Genomic DNA, 17,038 nt, shown 5'->3' with positions numbered 1-17,038 from the left:
TATCTATGTTAAATGAATTATTTACAAGAATGCAGTATGAACCCAGTGTTTTGTTGTTTGGACATAAATATAAGAAATTGAGTACGTCTGTATTAGATTATGCGTGGAATTCTATCGTAACAACTAACTGTGATATGACATTGGCGGCATCCTTGAGGAATGATATGCGCTCTGTGAGGGATATCATGTCAAAGGATGATATGCAAGCGAACCTCATGGATCGAAAGAATCTCCATGTGATACGTTTGTTTGGTGAAAATTATCCTAAAACAGATATTGATGAATTAGATGCTGAAGATGTTACTGATCAAGCTGTAGAAATGCTTGCTAGGGTGGCTGAAATTATTAAGAGAAATGGTATATTACTTATAGAAGATTTTGAAGAACCTTGTTTTACTCATAAAGAGTTACGAAAGGCATTAAGAGGGTTATTCAGCAATCAGAAACAAGTTTATATTTTTAATTGTAAGAATAAAGATCAATATTTAACTGCTTTGGAAAATCAGGGGATAGCTGTACTTATTGAAAATGGAATTAATGATTTCTTCGAGGAATTCTTACAATCTGAAGAATTGTTTGAACACCAGTCAACTGATAGGTTTATCCAGATATATATAGAAGCAGACAAAAAGTCGATTCCAACATTTATAGAAAAAAGGCAGCTACTTGAAACAGAATCATTTGCAACTCTTATTAATGTTGGATTACTAAATGAGATAAAAATTCCGAAGAATATGTACAAAGACTATTTTTATATGTTTCTTAAAAACAGTGTCAGAGAACCGCAATGGTATGGCTATGCTTATGGATTCAATCTTCACAGAAATTATGAAGATCGTTTGTACAGAAAAGTAAAAAAAGGGTTAGAAAACGTTGGAAAACCCAATAATAAACCGCTGTTGGTTGTAGGACAAACGGGAACTGGAAAGAGTATTTCGTTAGCTGCTGTTGCATATAAAATATTTAATGAAAAAAAATATCCGGTGGTCTATATTAATGATCCTGACATAAATTTTTATTCGAGCGTCGAGTATAAACAAAAGGGTATAAATAAAAAAGGTTCACCGGCTTTTAATGCATTAGATGCTTTACTAGAGAGGCTTGAAAACTTAGGTGCAAAGGCAACTTTTTTAGTATGGGATACATCTAGTTATAGTACTGGAAGAGAAAAATGTTATAGATTGTATCAAGCTCTTCTTGCACGAGGAAGAAAAATATATTTATTGAGTACAGCTTACGAATTGAGTAATGATGCAAGTGAAGTATATACTGAGGAAAATTATGTTGAAGAGAGTGTCATGAATAAAAAATTTGTTGAGTGTCAGGCTACTGTGGAGATTTCTACAGAAGTTGATCAACTTAAAGAAATTCTCAGTAAAAAATGTAATATGTCAGAACAGAATGTTAATAGTATTATTGATTATTATGCCAAAAGCAGTAAAAACTATTTATCAATGTTTTATCAGGCATTTGATATTTTACGTGGCGATCTTTCCAAGGGAGTGTTTAAGGAAGCAAGTGCCAATCTTCAGGGTTTAGATAAGATTTTGGAAGAGGGAATCAGGGAGTCTTCATCTGTAAATAATGTTTTTGCGTTTGCATTAAAGAAGATAGAATCTGATTTGGTAAAAGCAGGTATTGGTGTCGGGATAGATGATGCAACTAGTGAAGAAAAACAAAAGATTGAAATTGCAAAAGATGAGTTTATTAAATGTATTGCCGTATGTAGTCAGTTTAAATTAAAAATGCCATACGACTTTGCATTGCGTATCTTAGGAACGTATAATGAGCAAATTATTAGAACTTTGACACAATCCACCTTTTTTGTAATAACACAAGATTATCATGAAAACTACGTGATTTCGTTGCGTACACCATTAGAAGCATGCATGTATATATCAGCCAAAAATATGACACCACTTGATGAAGTGGAGTGTATTGTGAAGATGTTGGAATTAATGAATTCGAGCGGTGGATATGGTCAGCAGCAAGAAGTTCGTTTGTGTGAAAAGGTTATTAGAATTATTGGACCTAATAATGCTGAAAATAGAAATAAGTATAAACGTGGATATGAAGAAGTGATAGATGCACTGAAAAAATTACGTGAGGAGAGAAATATATGGGAGCCTATACTCATTTCTCAGGAAATCACATATTTACGGGAATATTATGGTAGGAATGAAGCACTGGAAATTAGTTCAAGAATAAAAAAATTAGAGGAAGCAGTTAGTATTGCAGATGAAGTTTTAAATAAAATTGAATATTTTGGAATATCAATGGGTACAAGAAATGCTATAATTGTTGAATCTGCAAACAGTAAACTTCTCCTGTGTCAGCTAAAGGAAACAAATGATACATTACTATTTAAGGAATTACGTAGAGATTTAAGAAATGTAATCAGGTATGATAGTTTGGATTATCATGCTTATGTGACCTTACTTAAAGGTTCTATTATTGAATATAGAAATGAAAGCGATGACGTAAAGCGGCTAGAGTTATTAGAGTCAATGTGTTCTGTTGCTGATGAAATAATGTTTGAAAATCCTGATGTATCAAATTCTGAGTATTTTCAAAGACAGGTTGCAGAGATTTATTTATTGCTAGATAATAGCACTACAGTTAAATCTTATATTGAAGAATTGGTTTCAAATGGTTCGTCAGCAGGACTTTATGTTATTACTAGAAAGTTGCTTCTTGAGAACAAAGTTGATTTTAATAAACCAATTGAAAATGAATTTCAGCAAAGTGCATGCGAAGAAGTATATTCTATATTTAACAATGATAAGTATAAAGCAGTGCTTAGTGAGAGTGAGCCATGTCAATACATGTTGCTAAATGTTGTGTGGCTAATGAATAACAAGGAGCCTATATATTTAGATGGCGAGTGTTGGATAACCAGAATGAGTGAAGATGTATGGCGAGAATTATTAGGTATTTGCAATAACTTCATCATGAGATTTTGTAATGATGCGGAGAATACTAATCAATTAGCCAAAAATATAAGGTATATAAAAGCATTATGTTTAGGACAACTTGAGCAATATAGTGAAAGTATATCCGTATTAAAGAGTATTGAAGAGGACTCAACACTTGGATTAAGACGTGTATTTACCAAACATATGCTTTGTGATGAAAATGGGATTCCAAAGAAATTTTCTGGACGTTTAGGCAAATATGATGAGGTTAGCAGGAGTGGATCTATTTTCATAGATGACTTTGGAAAGAATCCTATATATTACCATGGTCCACACATGAAATTTGCAAATTTGATGGAAGGAACGGTATTTAATGATGTAGAGATTGGATACAGCAATATTGCTCCTAAGGCTTTCAGAAAAGTTGAAAATAAGGAGTAATACTTATGCAAAAACAGAGAATTAATGAAATTAGGAATTTAGCACATAAGATTGATCCACGTATCAATCTATTTGAAGGGTATTCTCCAAAAGAAACTGATTTATACAAAGGGGAATTGTTGTTTTGGAGACAAGTGGTAACGCTGTATGGACTTTTTTCGGATTGTGATCGTTCGCAATTAAAAGAAAAGAAAAATTTATTTGAGTTGATGCTTCGATATGACTTAATTGACAGAACTGATTATGACGCAGCGATTAAATTTTGGGAGGATGTATCAGAACTAAGGAAATGGTTTTGTCATAATAATGATATTTCCTTATTCTATGCAAGAAATAGACAAAATAAAATTGAAAACTATTTAAATACGGCATTTTTGATTGCATCTAACAAACCTAAAAAATTTGAGGATATACAGCCAAAGGATTGGAATATCTTAACATCAGATTTGGATAGAAGATTTCAAGAGTATCTTGATTGTTTGAAGAATGGTCTGGTAGCATGGAGCACAAGTGATGATTCAGAGGATTTAATTGATGAGTGGATATGCATTTTATCTAAAACATTATTTTCAGACAAGGAATTAATACAGAATGTATTAGCAGATATAGCAGTATATGAAAAGATAAATCATAATATTTATAATATGTCTGTTCCGCAATTAAGCAATTCATATTTTAGACAGTTGGAGGTCTGCAATTTTTCTTCAAATAATATAGAGGATGAATTAAAACGTGAGACATCCATTATAAGAACAAATCGAGAAATATTATCTGAGAGTATTCGTAACACTCATTTTCTATATCAGAAAATATGATGTTTTTTCTTAGACCTATCTTTGACATACGCTGATGAAGCACATCATGCAGTTGCACCGATTTTAAAACGGGTTATTCAATATTATGATACGGATTTTACAGTAGGGCTTACAGCTACGGACCAAAGACCGGATAAAAAGAAGCTGGAAACTGTTTTTGAGACTTATTCCACATCATTGTCTTTAAAAGAAGCAATGGAAAAAGAAATAGTAGCTAAGGCAAATGTTTACCGAATTGAGACGAATATTGATCTTTCAAAGGTACGTTTTAATGGGAAAGATTATGTGAATGCAGATTTGGAAAAACGGATTAGAGTCACTTCTAGGAATGAATTAATTGTGAATGTTTTAAAGGAATATTTTCTGGAAGGAGAGGCAGGAAAAAGACAAGGAGTTATCTTCTGTGTTAATGTAGCTCATGCGAATGAAATGGCAAAATTATTAAATCAGGCAGGGATTTTAGCATCAAGTTATACCCGTCAGACAAAAAATCAAGATACTGTAATGAACGCATTTAAACAGAAGAAAATTCGTTTTTTATGTGCATGTAATATGATTTCAGAAGGATGGGATTATCCAGAACTTGGAATTCTTGTTATGGCAAGACCGACATTGTCAAAGGGGTTGTATTTACAACAGATTGGCAGAGGATTAAGAAAAACAGATAGAAAAAAGAACGTTATCGTGATTGATGTTGTAGATGAATATGGTGCTATGGTAAAAGCATGCAATATGCATTCAATATTTGCTAATCCATATTACGTCCCGTTTGGTGACATTACTGAAATGGATTATAAGCCGGGAGAAATGGTAATCATTGATGGAATGGAAGAGCGGATTGAGCGTATATCAGAAGTTGACATTGATTCATTTGAAGATAAGTATGGCAATTATTTGAGTCAGGAACAGATTGCCAGAGAATATTTTGTCAGTACAGGAACAGTAATCAGCTGGATTAAAAAAGGAAAAATCATACCGAGTGCAGAATATAAATTCGGAAGCAGATCAATTTACTTATTTAGTCCGGATGATGTAGAGAAATATCGAAAAGAGCTAAATATTAAAAAACATAATGACAATACGATAAAACAGGATTTCTTTGATTTTTTGTAGGAACGCGATTATTCACTTTCGTACAAAATGCCATTTATGTTGTCCTTTATAAAAGTTGTTAATACGATTGGAGATGCAGACATAGAAAAAGTTTTGGACGGTTATATTGGATTTTATCAGAATAGGATTGACCGGGGACTTCCGGTAGATAGAAGCATCTGCCCGTATAATGTAAAGACACTGAAAGATCGAAAAGCTATTAGCAGAAATATGCTTACGAATCCATTTGAAAAGTTTGAGCGGAAGAGATTTTTGTATTACTCAAAAGATTTAAGTGTCATTTCTATGAATCATGCACTGTATAGTCAGATGACGGAGGAAGATTGGGCAAGAGTGAAAGAACAATTGACAGAAGATTTGAAAAATTATTATGTAGAATTGGGCGGGATATAATAAAGATGACATTTTAGTTGGTTTGAATCCAATGATAATGTTTGAGTAAAAGCTAATTGAAAATTCGTTTTGCATATAGAAACAACTCAATAATTACTACATTAAAGTCAATATGTTAAACTAATGAAAAGAAGGGGGTTGCTGTTATCTACAGCATAATGTACTAAATGGAAGAATTATTTGTTGGTAACTCAGTTATTCTATTGTTCTGGGTATATATATCTTTTATTATTGATATTCTATGATATTATGAAAATCTGAAATTAGCTATTGACATACAAACCGAACCGTGGTATTTTATAATATTCCAATTTAAGATTGGAAAGGGCAACGTAGCATACCAATATTATTTTTGGAGCTGAGCTCTGGGAAGGAGGTAGTGCTATGAACTTTGTTGTCACCATTGACTGGAAGTTTGTCGTTGCCCTTGGCGCGGCTACGGTCGGTACCATTTTCGCAGTGAAGATGGATGCCAGTGCAGCCGAGCGAGTATCAACCCATGTGGTTGATACTTGTAAGGAGTATGCGTTCGCTGTGAACAGCGAGCGCTAGCTCCAATATAGGATGGACTGGGCATATAATTTTCGGGTTGTATGCCTATTTTATTAGGAGGATTAATATGGTAGTTCCTAAAGTGGCGGTTTGCCCAATCTGTGGAAAAAAAACATACATGAGAATCGAAGATGGAGGATATCTGAAGGAATATCCAGTCCGCTTCAATTGCATTAATTGTCGAGCTCTCATTAAGGGGACTTATAACATTTCTCTGCCTGGGCAAAAGGGATTAATCCTTTACAACGCAAAAGTGGAAGAGTGTGATGTAGATGCTAATTCTGAGAGAATATTAAACGCTGATTACGTTGTAGAGATATCTGGTGAACTTCCTTGCGCAAAGGTAAAAGCCTTTGACTGCAAGATTATAAAGACAACACCATTCATAAACGTGACAGATAAGATTGATATGATGGATCGTATCAACAGGCTTTCTTATTTCGTCAAAAACATGGAAGAATGGAAAGAGTGGAGAAGTATTGCCTTTCAATTGCTAAATGAAGGAAGTACTGATTATGTGCCGGAAGCCTTAAAGCATATGATGGGTGAGTATTCATATAAATGTGATAATTACCTCAAGGCTCTTCATTGTTTGCAGGAAGTAGTTCAAGAAGAGACAAAGCACCTTTTTTATCCGGAAAGTGAAGACGATATTATTGCAGGATTGATTGCTGATCTTGCAGTAATTGATAAGGATAAACTACATCAATTTGTCAATGATAAGGGCGGCACGGATACGTTGGTTTCTGATTACAGGAAAGTGATAGAAATCTTTTCGACTTTTATGAATATATATCCGAATATTCTACCTGCAGAGACATATATGCGTTACAAGACCCCTGAACCTTTATTAGGAATTGCTACTTGCTCTTTCGAGGACCTTAAGTCCTTTTATCAAGATGCGTATGAATCTTTGCTATCGCTATTATACATACCGGTTTGCATGGATAATATACTGATGAGGTCGGATTACACAAGTTTTGACAGCGCTATTACAGGCTTTTTGAATGATCCTGGGTTTAGAGGTGCACGAGGATCGGATTATGCAAAATATGTAGGGATGGATAACGGAAAAAAAGCCGACCTGATAAATAACGCCGAACCGATTCAAAAGACTTTGAGAATACCGGTAAACAAGGATTTGAGAAATGGTATAGGCCACAATAACTACAAATACGATGGACTGACACAGACTATAACAACCTTTGATTATCGGAGAAGGAATAGGATAAAGATGCAGACAAGCTTGATGGAGGTAGCTCTAGATTGCTTGGGACTTGCCAGAGCAGCTGTAGTTTTTGGAGAAATACTCCTCTTTATTCTCCGACAGGAATTACGTGCCGATAATATGCACAGTGCGATACATCCGAGGTTTTATAAAAAAGTCGGTCAAAACGATAGATGTCCTTGCGGAAGCGGACTGAAGTATAAAAAATGCTGTAGGAACGATATAGGTGAGATGAAGCCGATTAAATAATTGTGGTTTTTCTGCCATCGAAAATATGGCTGAAAAAACCTTTAGACCTATGTTGACATACGCTGATGAAGCTCACCACAGTTCTGCTGCCAGTTACAAACGCATCATGGACTATTTTATCCCTCGTCTCTGGCTTGGAATGACCGCCACACCGGACAAACGAGATGACAATCTGGAAGGAAGAAATATTTATAAGATTTTCAATCATCAGATTGCTTATGAAATCCGTTTGCAAAATGCAATGGAAGAAGATTTACTCTGTCCTTTTCACTATTTTGGAATTGACTATTTTTATGGAATACCCAATTGTATTCATCGGATATTCAATTTCAGATTCCGATATACAAGAAATTCTCGGAGATGTAGTAGAGTGTTTACCACCAGAAAAAGTAAATTCCCTACAGAAAAGATTTATATTCGTTGACTATCAAAAAGATACTACTGACTGTGAAGTTTCTTCTCATTCATTAGTAATAAACGGAAAATTAATTGAAATGACTAAAATCATTCTCTCTGACTTTGGAATTTTATATGATGCTTTATCCGCAAAAAAAGCTGCACTTCCAGTTAAGTTACTTAGACGCTTTAAAGATGAATTATATTCTTTTGCATTAACTCAACAGCCTGGACCAACTATGCAAGTTGCAGCACTCGATGATGGTCGTATTGATGAAAATATGCTAGCATTAAGTATCGGATTAGCCTCAACAGGTGTATATGGATTAGCAAGAGCAGTAAATTCAGAACAGTGGTATCGCAATATTATTTTACATGATTCTACGTATTCATGCGATAAATTGTTAGAATATGTTTATCCAGAATTAGCAAAACAAAACTCATGGAAACTTCCAGTATGGTATTATATTGCAAATTCAGACTATAAAAGTAGCTTGGTCGAAAGCAAAGCACCGCATTCATACAATGATATCGTTTCAGAAGATTCCATCAAGCGAAATCGGACTGCTATCGCAGGTCGCACTGCAATGGAAATATGGACACAAGAAAAAACAAACGTCTTCAAAGCGATAAGGCTACTGGGATTTCTGCCGGAAGATAAAATCGATGTAGAACAATATCAACAAATATTAGAAACAATATTTAAAGAAAATGCCAATATTCTTAGTTCATCTAATACCTCTGATAGAAGTAGTCTTAAACGAATGATTAGAATATATGATTTTCTTCTTTATAGACAAAAAAAGACCCCGTGATTCAAGCATCTGCAAGCAGACACCATCACGGAGACTCGGGCAGCGCGGATACAGGCTATGCGACGACTGTAAACAGACACCAACACAAAAGCACTATAAACCTACGGTTATTATAACATGAAAAGAAAAATTGTCAATAATTGAACCATTTAAAATTATATGAATTTTTACCCAAAACAGGAGATAACTACCATGAAAACAATCAGAGTCGTTGCAGCAATCATTCTTGCTGACAATAAAATATTTGCAACCCAGCGAGGTTATGGAGAATTTAAAGACGGCTGGGAATTCCCCGGTGGAAAGATCGAACCAGATGAAACGCCAGAACATGCCATCATAAGAGAAATTAAAGAGGAATTAGATACAAAAATCGAAGTCATTCAGTTACTTGACACCGTAGAATATGACTATCCAAAATTCCACCTATCAATGGATTGTTTTATATGTAATGTAAAATCCGGCGATCTGATCCTAAAAGAGCATGAAGCTGCCAAATGGCTCACCAAAGAGGCTCTTTACAGCGTAGACTGGCTTCCGGCAGATCAGGCGCTGATTGGAAAGATTGAAAAATATTTAGAGGAACATGCTTAATTATGCCATTACAAATCGTCAGAAATGATATCACCAAAATGCCCGTAGACGCCATCGTCAATGCCGCGAATTCTTCCCTGCTCGGCGGCGGTGGAGTGGATGGCTGCATTCACCGTGCAGCAGGGCCAAAGCTTTTAGCGGAATGTCGCACTTTGGGCGGCTGTCAGACCGGAGATGCAAAGATTACAAACGCCTATGATCTGCCTTGCAATTATGTCATTCACGCAGTAGGTCCTATATGGAGAGGCGGACAGTTTCATGAGCGGGAGCTGCTTACTTCCTGCTATGAAAAATCCCTGGCGCTTGCGAAAGAAAAACATTGTGAAACCATAGCATTTCCATTGATTTCTTCCGGAATTTACGGCTATCCGAAAGCTCAGGCGCTGAAGGTTGCAATCGACGCGATCAGCGCATTTCTTATGGAAAATGATATGACGGTATACATCGTCATTTTTGATAAAGCAGCTTATCGGATCAGCAGCAAACTGTTTTCTGATATTGCATCTTATATCGATGATCATTATGTAGAAACACACATTAACAAAACATCCGAAGCAATGAGGCGCCAGAAGCAGTTCCGGGAAATGGATCTCTGTGAAAGCATATCTTTACCAGAGCCATCAAATGTACCGTTAAGTAAGGCTGCAACTTTGGAAGATGCCTTGCAGCAAATGGATGAAAGCTTTTCTGAAATGCTGCTTCGGAAGATTGATGAAAGTGGAATGACCGATTCTCAGTGTTATAAGAAAGCCAATATTGACCGGAAATTATTTTCCAAGATTAAAAATGACAAGTACTACAAACCATCCAAACCGACCGTTCTTGCATTTGCGCTGGCACTTGAGCTTCCGCTTCCGGAAATTCAGGATATGCTTATGAAAGCAGGATTTGCCCTGTCTCATTCCAGCAAATTTGACGTAATCGTTGAATATTTTATCTTAAAGCAAAATTATAATATTTACGAAATCAATGAAGCCCTCTTTGCCTTTGATCAAAATCTGATTGGAGGCTAAGAAGAAAATAGTTTGGCAATTTGGCACATAGCGTTGTTCACCTGATATGATTCTGTAGAAATTTTCTGATCCATAAAAAAGTGTCGCTTTTCATGCGACCATTTCCCCTGAAAATGGCAGTATCCTATAGTTACAAACAAAATAAGACATTACTTAGGAGGAAATTTAGTATGAGAAAAAATCTGACAGAAGTTGTATTTATTTTAGATCGCAGCGGATCCATGAGCGGACTGGAAAAGGACACCATAGGCGGCTTCAATTCTATGATTGAAAAGCAGAAAAGAGAGGCAGGGCAGGCGCTGATTTCTACCGTGCTTTTTAACAATAACAGTAAAGTCCTTTATGACAGAGTAGAGGTGCAGAAGATTCCCTCTATGACAGAAGACGATTATTCTGTGTACGGCTGTACGGCTCTCCTGGATGCGATCGGCGGTGCTATCCATCACATTGGAAATGTCCACAAATATGCGCGCACGGAAGATGTACCAGAGCATACCGTTTTTATCATCATGACAGATGGTATGGAAAATGCAAGCCATATGTACAGCAGTGATAAAGTAAAGCAGATAATTCAGCGTCAGCAGGAAAAATACGGATGGGAGTTTCTGTTCCTCGGCGCAAATATTGATGCGATTGAAACAGCCAGTCATTTTGGAATTGACGCAGATAAAGCTGCCAATTATCAATGTGACTGCGAAGGAACTGCATTGAATTATGAAGTATTAAATGATGCCATATCTGCTGTTCGGTGCAATGCAGCGCTTGATTCTAGTTGGAAAAAGCGGATTGATAAAGATTACAAAAAACGCGGGCAACATAGCCGCGTAGATTGATGAAACACACAAAGAGCAGGGGATGAACTTTCCAAAGTTCTTTCCCTGCTCTTTCCATTCATTTATTCCATCACTTCCCCGATCACCTTCATCATCTCATCCACCCGGAACGGTTTCATAATAAACCCATCCATCCCGGCATCCAGCGCATGTTTCCGGTCTTCCTCAAATGCATTTGCAGTCATGGCAATGATTGGAATCTGTGCCTTCTTCACATCTGCAAGCTGACGGATTTTCTGTGTCGCTTCGTATCCATTCATCCGTGGCATCTGTACATCCATCAGGATAAACTGATATGTGCCTGCTTCCTTATCTTGAATTTCTTCCACACAGGCGCACCCATCCGGAACCCAGTTCACAAGAATCCCTTTATTTTTCAAAACTTCCATGGCAATTTCTGCATTTAATTCATTATCTTCCACCAAAAGTACATGCATTCCGTCAAGACCTATTTTGTATTCCTTTGCTTTATCTGATTGATGAAGCTGATTTTCCGTTGCAATCCGAAGGGGAAGTGAAATCTGTATTTTGGTTCCCTGACCGGAATTACTTTGGATTATCACATCACCATGCATCAGATCTACCAGTTTCTTCACAATCGCAAGTCCAAGCCCTGTTCCTTCAGTCTTGCTCTCGGTAGAAGTTCGCTCTCTTTCAAATGCCTCAAACGCATGTTTCTGAAATTCTTCAGTCATACCGATTCCGGTATCCTTTATCGTGAATTTGTATTCGGCAAATCCAGGTGCGATCATTCTCTGGACGCAGCTAAATGTGATCGTTCCTCCCGCTGGGGTAAATTTAACTGCATTATTCAGTACATTTACCAGTACCTGCTGCAGTTTTGTCGCATCACACCATACCAGTGGATTCTCTATTTGATCCTCAACTTTGAAATCAATCATTCCCTTTTGGATGCTGTATTCGAGCATCATTTTCAGATTTTCTTCCATTTGCTTCAGGTCAGTTACCATCTCCACAATTTCTGCCTTTCCACTTTCGATTTTAGACAGATCCAACACATCATTGATGATCTTCAGAAGAATCTCACCAGATGCCTGAATTTTGGAAATTGCATTTTTTACAATTTCTTCATCATCCGGATGTTCTGCAATGATATCAGAAAATCCAATGATCGCATTCATCGGGGTACGGATATCATGGGACATATTTGCAAGGAAAGCATTCTTTACCTCACCGGCTACTTTCGCTTTCCGTGTCGATTCTTTTTCCAGTTCCAATGCATTGGACAGTCTTTTCCGGTGTTCAAACTCCATCTGATTTTGCTGGTGCTCCACCATGAACAGGTAGGAGAGCAGTGCTCCGATTACCAGGCAGTACGGTTGGAACGGATACACCCCATAAAGTGGAATGATATAGGTATTTACCAGAATTCCGATCAGTGGGACTGCTGAAAACAGTGCCGATTTTATGAGATATCTGACACCCTTTGTATTGTTCATGAATAAAATGAAGAATGTCTGTGCAAATGTATAAACGTAATAAAACAGATTGAGTACGGCAAACACTCCGAAAAATGTACCGCGTATATAGGTCCGGTTCCGTGAAAATCTCCAGACAATTCCCGTCGGAACTGAGAGAAGCACCATCAGAATCAGGAGAATGAACGGAATCATTTCCGCAAATCTTTGCTTCTTTGAACGGTTAATCCCCATATAACTCTGCATAAACAAATGCCACACATATGGCATGATTACATAAACCAGATAAAAGAAAAACACAACCAGCTTAAACTGCAAAAGGTCTCCTGACTTACCTAAGAGTTCTTTCATAAACAATGCATCCATTAACACATAAAGCTCTACCATGCCAATAAAGATCATCGTATATTTTTTACTCGGGCTCCATGTAATATAATACCGGATCCTTAAAAAGATGATCGTCAGTATTATCATCATAAATATTGCGTTGCTCAAATAAATACTACTCATTTTCCAGTCCCTTTTTTCTTTCGTTTTGTCTCATTATTTCTTTCATTATTGTATACTTTTTCTATGCGTTTCGCAATCCATATGTTATACTATTGAGTAAAGGTATCTCAAGGAGGATTTTACAAATGAAAATAGCAGTAACATACGAAGGCGGATCTATTTTCCAGCACTTCGGAAAGACAGAAACTTTTAAAATGTATGAGGTAGAAGACGGAAAGATCACTTCCATGCAGATTGTTCATGCTGGTGGCGCCGGACACAGTGCGCTTGCAGGATTCCTTTCTGAGCAGAGTGCAAATGTTCTGATCTGTGGCGGTATCGGAGAAGGTGCACAAGAAGCGCTGAAAGAAGCCGGTATCAAAGTTATATCCGGTGCAGCAGGAGAAGTAGATGCGGCAGTGAATGCCTATCTTGCAGGAGAACTGGAATCTGCAGGTACAAATTGTGACCATCACCACGAAGAAGGTCATTCCTGCTGTGGACAGCATGAAGAAACAGCAACAGAAGAAGCTTCTGCTGAAGAAGAACATTCCTGTGGCGGACACTGCAGTGGATGCAGCGGATGTGGTGGCGCACATGTGCCGGATTTTGAAGGTCCGAATGTCGGAAAGACCTGCCGTACCCATTACAGAGGTACCTTTGATGATGGTACCCAGTTTGATTCTTCCTATGACCGCGGAGAGCCATTGGAATTTGTATGCGGAGCCGGACAGATGATCCATGGTTACGATAAAGCCGTTGCAACAATGGAAGTAGGACAGACCATCAACATCCATCTGATGCCGGAAGAAGCTTACGGCATGCCGGATCCACGCGCCATTTTCACGCTGGAAATCGCACAACTTCCTGGATCAGAAGATCTGGAAGTCGGTGCACGTGCATATCTGACCAACCAGTATGGACAGCCATTTCCGGTAACCGTAACCGAAAAGACAGAAACCAACATCACATTTGATGCCAACCATGAGATGGCTGGAAAAGAACTGAACTTCCAGATCGAACTGGTAGAAGTAAAATAGTAAATATGAAAAGTGATTTAAGCGCCCCTTCTATTTCGTCATAAAGGAGGCGCTTAAATACTAAGATTATATTTTTGGAAATCGATAATTAGACAACGGAAGGGAGATTTTCCCGTGCTAGATTCAGAATTAAAAACATATCCATGGAATCCAACCGTAAAAAAGAAAGCCCGCCGCGTGTTCATGCTGAGATGGTTGTTCATCATCCTGACTGCCGCTGCAATCTTTTTTCTGACCTATCAGAAACTCACTACCAATGTCTGGGAACTTACAGCTTTCCTTTGCCAGCTTCTTGCCGTTATCGAACTTGCTTTCGGGCTCCAGTTTGTAGAAGCCGGATGGAGCAGAAAGATATCGAGTAGAATGCCACTGGACGAACATTATGAGTATGCGCTTTATATGTATCATATACAATCTGTCCGCGATCTTGCTACGAATAACCGCATGCTGCTCCTGATTGCAAGCCTTGAAATCCAGCTTGGGAAATACGATCATGCTACACAGACAATTACACAGATTTCTGTTAGAAAATGCACACCGGTCCAGTTAAAACAGTTGTATTATATGCAGATCTTACTGGCAGCAGAAGTGGGAGATACTGATACAAAAAATCAGTTTTTAACCCGTTATACAGGAATTCCTGACACAAACGGTGAATATCCATCTGAAGCAGAACTTACCACCTGGATTGAAGCAGAAGAAATGGACAGACTTATTTCTGCATTAAAAAAATTTACTCCGACAAGAAAAGAGCATATCCTGCGTACTTGTCTGATTACAATCGTTCTGGCATACAGTACCTTTTTCTACGGTGCATGGTATGGTATCAATAAAAGCGCAGGATATGCAATCCGCTATTATTTTGCTGAAATATCCGCCATCTGCGTTTCCGTCACCTTGTCCTGCCTGCTGATCTGGGGCATGATCTGTCTGTATAAAAAGCAAAAAAGCCTTCTTAATAGGAAAGCAGCCAGACGAATAATTGCCGTTTCTTATGCCGCACTGACTCTTTTCTTACTTTCTCTGATTGGTTACAGCTTTTTAATTGTGAGCTTTGGCGTAGAAGGAACGGAAACCGTAACCGGTCAAGATCAGCATTATATTTATCTTTCCGTACAGCCTGATTACGGCATCGCTACACAGTACCGAACTGATAACCTGATTTATATGCAAAAAACGGGTTTGTTTTTACCGAATACAGATACTTTAACAGAATCCTCTGTACCAGATTCCGACCCGAATGATTCTGAAACACAAGATAGTAGTACCACTGATTCAACCGAAAATTCTCCGGCACAGGAATCCCAGAAGGCTTCACCGCTTCAGGACGAAATGCGTGCTGTGTATCAATATATCCAGCAACAGAATCCCCTTCCGGATATGAATTTCACTTACACGGCAAATGCAAAGGGCGAAAATTACGCGATCCTCTCTGAGACAACAGAAGAGAAGGATGGCACAACAGTAAATGTCAATTACTGTCTGTATGATAACGGTTCTAAGACAGATGAAAATAATAATACTTTCGAAGAATTGGTTCTGGAAAAGGTATATCCGGATGGTGGATATGAGACAGAACTGGTTGATTTCTATCTGGTAAATCCGGAGACTTTGGAAGTTATAGATGAGCAGAAATCAAGCTGGTAATTCTATTTATCCTATTAAAAAAATACTTACCAAATGATAAAATAAAGTAAAGAGCAGAGTTATTCGAAGGTATCTCTGCTCTTTTACTTTATATTTTCTCCTCAAATAATGTCAGAAAATCCTGTAATTCCGCCGGCATCCTGCCTTTCCTCCATGCAAGAAGAATTTCAGTTGTAAGATCAGCTCCAGTAATATCATATGCTTTTAATTTATTAGTGAGCTTCAGCATAGACTCCGGAAGAATCGCAATTCCCAGTCCCTTTTCTGCCATCGTCATTGCAGTGCGGGCATCCTCACAGGCAAAATAAATATCACAGACCAGTCCGGCGCCCTCAAATGCGGCAAGCATATATTTGCGGTAGCGGTGGGAGAGGATTAAGGGTTGTTCGGAAAGTTCCCGCAGACTGATGGATGTATGTCCCTGCAACAGAGGGTGATCAGGAACTGCCATCACAAGCAGCTTCTCCCGGGAAAGAGACTTGGTTTCACAGCCATTTAACACAATTGGTGTGCGGAGTGTAGTCAAATCGATCATTCCATTTTCCAGCTGATCTTTCAGTGTAAATGTAGATCCTTCATGTACATCAAAATGAATTTGAGGATACTTTTTTGCAAAGTAAAGCAGATATTCGGACATCATCGATACAGTGGATGGTGTGATCCCTATGTGCAGGGTAGCTGCCTGACCGGATTTGACAACCTCCTGTTTGGTCAGATCTGCAAGCATCAGAAGATTACCGGCCTGCTCATAAAGCGTCTTTCCGGCATCTGTAAGCGTAATTTTCTTTGTACCTCGCAAAAAGAGTGATACCTGTAATTCTTCCTCCAGCATCTTCATCTGATAGCTCAGCGGTGGCTGGGTCATGTGAAGAACTCTTGCTGCACCGCTGATCGTTCCGGCATCTACGATCGCACGAAAATATTCCAACTGTCTGATTTCCATAAAAATGTAATTCATCTCCTGATTATTTAAAAATGAAAATATATTATCCATATGATTTTTATTGAATTATCATATAAAAACAATAATTTACATATATATTACATCATGTTAGAATTAAAAAGCAAG

The 17,038-nt window shown here is 37.8% G+C and carries 14 protein-coding genes and 1 pseudogene; 13 read left to right on the top strand and 2 right to left on the bottom strand.

The features are described 5' to 3' along the window. The first annotated feature begins 5 nt into the window (after window positions 1-5). The 11 genes and pseudogenes from PG840_RS09870 to PG840_RS09820 all read left to right on the top strand — a co-directional run bounded on the left by PG840_RS09870 (window position 6) and on the right by PG840_RS09820 (window position 11,354). Entirely contained in the window at window positions 6-3,356 is a 3,351-nt protein-coding gene (locus tag PG840_RS09870; protein ID WP_270613572.1) for a hypothetical protein, read from the top strand. 5 nt (window positions 3,357-3,361) lie between these two features. Beyond that, window positions 3,362-4,171 (top strand): hypothetical protein, encoded by an 810-nt coding sequence (locus PG840_RS09865; protein ID WP_270613571.1) that lies wholly within the window; start codon window positions 3,362-3,364, stop codon window positions 4,169-4,171. A 21-nt stretch (window positions 4,172-4,192) separates the two neighbouring features. Further along, window positions 4,193-5,284, top strand: coding sequence for a DEAD/DEAH box helicase (locus PG840_RS09860; RefSeq protein WP_270613570.1), 1,092 nt, complete (start codon window positions 4,193-4,195; stop codon window positions 5,282-5,284). 36 nt (window positions 5,285-5,320) lie between these two features. Further along, entirely contained in the window at window positions 5,321-5,677 is a 357-nt protein-coding gene (locus tag PG840_RS09855) for a hypothetical protein (RefSeq protein WP_270613569.1), read from the top strand. Window positions 5,678-6,061: 384 nt separating this feature from the next. Beyond that, window positions 6,062-6,229: a hypothetical protein gene (locus PG840_RS09850; RefSeq protein ID WP_211133917.1), complete on the top strand. Its 168-nt coding sequence runs from the start codon at window positions 6,062-6,064 to the stop codon at window positions 6,227-6,229. 67 nt (window positions 6,230-6,296) lie between these two features. After that, window positions 6,297-7,706 (top strand): YecA family protein, encoded by a 1,410-nt coding sequence (locus tag PG840_RS09845; RefSeq protein ID WP_270613568.1) that lies wholly within the window; start codon window positions 6,297-6,299, stop codon window positions 7,704-7,706. 64 nt (window positions 7,707-7,770) lie between these two features. Beyond that, a pseudogene (locus PG840_RS16950) lies at window positions 7,771-7,989 on the top strand (DEAD/DEAH box helicase); the annotation flags it as partial. Between the two features lie 211 nt (window positions 7,990-8,200). Further along, the gene (locus PG840_RS09835; RefSeq protein WP_270613567.1) at window positions 8,201-8,917 is read left to right on the top strand and encodes a hypothetical protein; all 717 of its coding nucleotides are present in this window, start codon (window positions 8,201-8,203) and stop codon (window positions 8,915-8,917) included. Window positions 8,918-9,109: 192 nt separating this feature from the next. Then, window positions 9,110-9,508 (top strand): (deoxy)nucleoside triphosphate pyrophosphohydrolase, encoded by a 399-nt coding sequence (locus PG840_RS09830; RefSeq protein ID WP_270613566.1) that lies wholly within the window; start codon window positions 9,110-9,112, stop codon window positions 9,506-9,508. A gap of 2 nt (window positions 9,509-9,510) precedes the next feature. Further along, a complete protein-coding gene (locus PG840_RS09825; protein ID WP_270613565.1) occupies window positions 9,511-10,521 on the top strand; it encodes an O-acetyl-ADP-ribose deacetylase in 1,011 nt (336 codons plus the stop codon). Between the two features lie 170 nt (window positions 10,522-10,691). After that, window positions 10,692-11,354, top strand: a complete 663-nt coding sequence (locus PG840_RS09820) for a vWA domain-containing protein (protein ID WP_270613564.1) — start codon at window positions 10,692-10,694, stop codon at window positions 11,352-11,354. A 62-nt stretch (window positions 11,355-11,416) separates the two neighbouring features. Here PG840_RS09820 and PG840_RS09815 read toward each other — a convergent pair whose 3' ends face one another. Beyond that, window positions 11,417-13,303: an ATP-binding protein gene (locus tag PG840_RS09815; RefSeq protein WP_270613563.1), complete on the bottom strand. Its 1,887-nt coding sequence runs from the start codon at window positions 13,301-13,303 to the stop codon at window positions 11,417-11,419. A gap of 125 nt (window positions 13,304-13,428) precedes the next feature. Here PG840_RS09815 and PG840_RS09810 point away from each other — a divergent pair, with 125 nt between their 5' ends. Beyond that, window positions 13,429-14,322 (top strand): NifB/NifX family molybdenum-iron cluster-binding protein, encoded by an 894-nt coding sequence (locus PG840_RS09810; RefSeq protein ID WP_008370312.1) that lies wholly within the window; start codon window positions 13,429-13,431, stop codon window positions 14,320-14,322. Window positions 14,323-14,436: 114 nt separating this feature from the next. After that, entirely contained in the window at window positions 14,437-15,969 is a 1,533-nt protein-coding gene (locus PG840_RS09805) for a hypothetical protein (RefSeq protein WP_270613561.1), read from the top strand. An 88-nt stretch (window positions 15,970-16,057) separates the two neighbouring features. Here the strand turns inward: PG840_RS09805 and PG840_RS09800 are convergent, their stop codons facing one another. After that, entirely contained in the window at window positions 16,058-16,912 is an 855-nt protein-coding gene (locus tag PG840_RS09800; protein ID WP_022221020.1) for a LysR family transcriptional regulator, read from the bottom strand. Window positions 16,913-17,038: the final 126 nt, after the last annotated feature.

It is taken from the genome of Coprococcus sp. AM97-35, from assembly GCF_027697525.1.
GTDB classification, from domain to species: domain Bacteria; phylum Bacillota; class Clostridia; order Lachnospirales; family Lachnospiraceae; genus Allocoprococcus; species Allocoprococcus comes.
This window is presented reverse-complemented; position numbering and strand designations above follow the sequence as displayed.